A 2,863-nucleotide genomic window follows, 5' to 3' on the forward strand; every position below is an offset into this window, starting at 1 on the left:
CCTTGATCTCCCTGGCGGCCGCCGCCGAGCGCTGCGCCAGGTTGCGCACCTCGGAGGCCACCACCGCGAAGCCCCTGCCCTGCTCGCCCGCGCGCGCCGCCTCCACCGCCGCGTTCAGGGCCAGGATGTTGGTCTGGAACGCGATGCCGTCGATGACGCCGATAATGTCCACGATCTTGTTTGAGCTCTCCTTGATGGCGCCCATGGTGGCCACCACTTCGCCCACCACCTTGCCGCCCTTGGTGGCGAACTCGGAAGCCGACACCACCAGCGTGGTTGCCTGGCGCGCATTCTCGGCGTTCTGCGTCACGGTCGAGGTCAGCTCCTCCATCGAGGAGGCGGTTTCCTCCAGGCTGGAAGCCTGCTGCTCGGTGCGCGAAGACAGGTCCAGGTTGCCGCTGGCGATCTCGCTGGACGCGGTGGAGATGGTGTCCGACCCCGAACGCACCCGGCCCACGGTGCGCGCCAGGCTCTCGTTCATATTCTTCAGCGCGCGCAGCAGCTGCCCGGTTTCGTCGGCCGTGTCGCACTCGATGCGCTGGGTCAGGTCGCCGCTGGCGACCGCCTCGGCCACCCCCACCGCGCGGTTCAGCGGATGGGTGATGCTGCGCGTGATCCAGTACACCACGGCGGCGGCCAGCGCGGCCGCAATCACCGTCAATGCCATCATCATGTTGCGCGCGCCGACATAGGCCGCCTTGGCCTCGGTGCCGGCCTTGGCTACTGCCTCGGTTTGATATTTGACCAGGTCGGTCAGGGAATTGAGATAGGCGGTCTGTTCCTTGCGCACCGTGGTCAGCAGATAGACCACATTCTCGTCGCGCTTGGCAGTATCGGCCGACTTGGCGATAAAGGCCGTCTGCACCACGTCATAGCGTTCGCGCGCCGCCAGCACCGCCTTCAGCTTGGCCTTGCTGCCGGCATCGGTGTCGTCCGAAATCAGCTTGGACAGTGTGTCGAGGCGGCCGGCGATTTCCGCCTTCCTGTCTTCCACCCGCTTGAGTTCCTTGCCCACGGTTTCCGGGTCGGTGGACAGCATGGCGTTGCGCATGGCGCGCGCGATGTCGTTCACGCCGCCCACCGCTTCGTAGGCTTCGATCACCTTGGGCACCTTGTCGGCCGCCAGGTCGTCGGTGCCGTCGTTGAGCTTGCCGAGGTTGCCGATGCCTACCACCGACATGCCCACCATGAACACCAGCGACACTCCGAGTCCGCCGGCCAGGCGCGTGCCTATCTTCCAGTTACCGATCCCCATTTGGCGCTCCCTGAAGTTTAAAACAATGTTTCAAAAATCGGTGCAGTGCGGCTAACAGTGCGTCTCAGTATATGTCTAAATAGCAATGCTGGCGGAAAAATAGCTGCCCTGTCTTTCCGCCGCAACAAACGTCTGTCTTTACGCGGCCTCAGCGCCAGCAAGGGCTACTTCGATATCGCTGCGGCGCAGCTCGGGCGCGAATTGCAAGATGAACTCCTGCGCGTAGGTGCGCAGGTAGGCGCCGCGCCGCACCGCCAGGCGCGTGGTGTTGGCCGCGAACAGGTGCGACGCTTCCACCGCGCGCAGGCCCTTGTCGCGCCCGTGGTCGAAGGCCATCGAGGCCACGATGCCCACGCCCAGCCCCAGCGACACGTACTGCTTGATGACGTCCGAATCCATGGCCGTGAGCACGATGTCCGGACGCACGCCGGCGCGCGCGAAGGCGTCGTCCAGGTGGCCGCGGCCGGTGAAGCCCACGTCGTAGGTAATCAGCGGGAACTCGGCCAGGTCTTCCAGGCGGATATTGGTGCGCCCCAGCAGCGCGTGGTTGTCCGGCACCACGATCAAGTGGCTCCAGCGGTAGCACGGGAAGGACACCAGGTCCGGGAACTGGCTCAGGCCCTCGGTGGCGATGCCGATGTCGGCCTTGCCCGACAACACCCATTCCGCGATGTGCTCCGGCGAGCTTTGCTGCAGGGCGATGCGCACTTCCGGGAAGGCGGCGCGGAAGCTTTGCACCACTTTGGGCAGCGCGTAGCGGGCCTGCGTGTGGGTGGCGGCGATGGTCAGGGTGCCGCTGTTCTGGCCGGTGTATTCCAGGCTGGCCTGCTGCAGGTTTTCCGCTTCCACCAGCAGGCGGTCGATGATCTTCAGGATGCCTTTGCCGGGGTCGGTCAGGCCGGTCAGGCGCTTGCCGTTGCGCTCGAAGATGACCACGCCCAGCTCGTCCTCCAGCTCGCGGATCTGGCGGCTCACGCCGGGCTGCGAGGTGAACAGCGCATTGGCCACCTCGGTCAGGTTGTAGTTGCGGCGCGCCGCTTCGCGTATGGAACGCAGTTGCTGGAAGTTCATATGGCAGTTCCTTCATCGACAAACACATGCAAACGCTTGGGCCGCACCACCAGCGTCTCGCCTTCCTTCAGGCCGAGATGGCTGAAGCGCTCGTTCGGTATCACCGCCTCGATCATCTCGGCGTTGTCGGCGCGCTCCAGGTCCAGCTGGGCCAGCGGGCCGATGGCGTGCGCGCGGCGCAGCTTGACCACGATGCCGTCGGCGCCCGGCGTGTAGCGGTCCACGTCCAGCTCGTGCGGACGCACGTAGGCGATGCCCTTGCTGTCCTGCGTTTCGCCGTGCGACGGCAGGTCCAGCGCCACGCCGCCGGTGGTGATCACGCCCTCGTGCACGCGGCCGTGGAACATGTTCACATTGCCCAGGAAGCCGTACACGAAGGGCGAGGCCGGGTGGTTGTAGACCTGGTCCGGCGCGCCGATCTGCTCGACGTTACCCTTGTTCATCAGCACCACCTGGTCGGCCACTTCCAGCGCTTCCTCCTGGTCGTGGGTGACGAAGATGCTGGTCACGTGCAGCTCGTCGTGCAGGCGGCGCAGC

3 protein-coding genes are annotated in these 2,863 nt (G+C 65.5%); all 3 read right to left on the reverse strand.

The features are described 5' to 3' along the window. A partial coding sequence (locus tag AC6H42_RS10800; protein WP_497548004.1) for a methyl-accepting chemotaxis protein occupies positions 1–1,255 on the reverse strand: 1,255 nt, incomplete at its 3' end. 138 nt (positions 1,256–1,393) lie between these two features. After that, positions 1,394–2,326: a CysB family HTH-type transcriptional regulator gene (locus AC6H42_RS10805; protein WP_497548005.1), complete on the reverse strand. Its 933-nt coding sequence runs from the start codon at positions 2,324–2,326 to the stop codon at positions 1,394–1,396. Continuing rightward, on the reverse strand, positions 2,323–2,863 hold a 541-nt coding region (locus tag AC6H42_RS10810), incomplete at its 5' end, for a sulfate/molybdate ABC transporter ATP-binding protein (RefSeq protein ID WP_497548006.1). The genes AC6H42_RS10805 and AC6H42_RS10810, both read right to left, overlap by 4 nt.

Source organism: Massilia sp. NBRC 108631, assembly GCF_059704565.1.

What these genes read in the sequence shown, in the direction of transcription:
- AC6H42_RS10805 (WP_497548005.1), bottom strand. Translation starts at nt 2,326, where the DNA reads ATGAACTTCCAGCAACTGCGTTCCATACGCGAAGCGGCGCGCCGCAAC.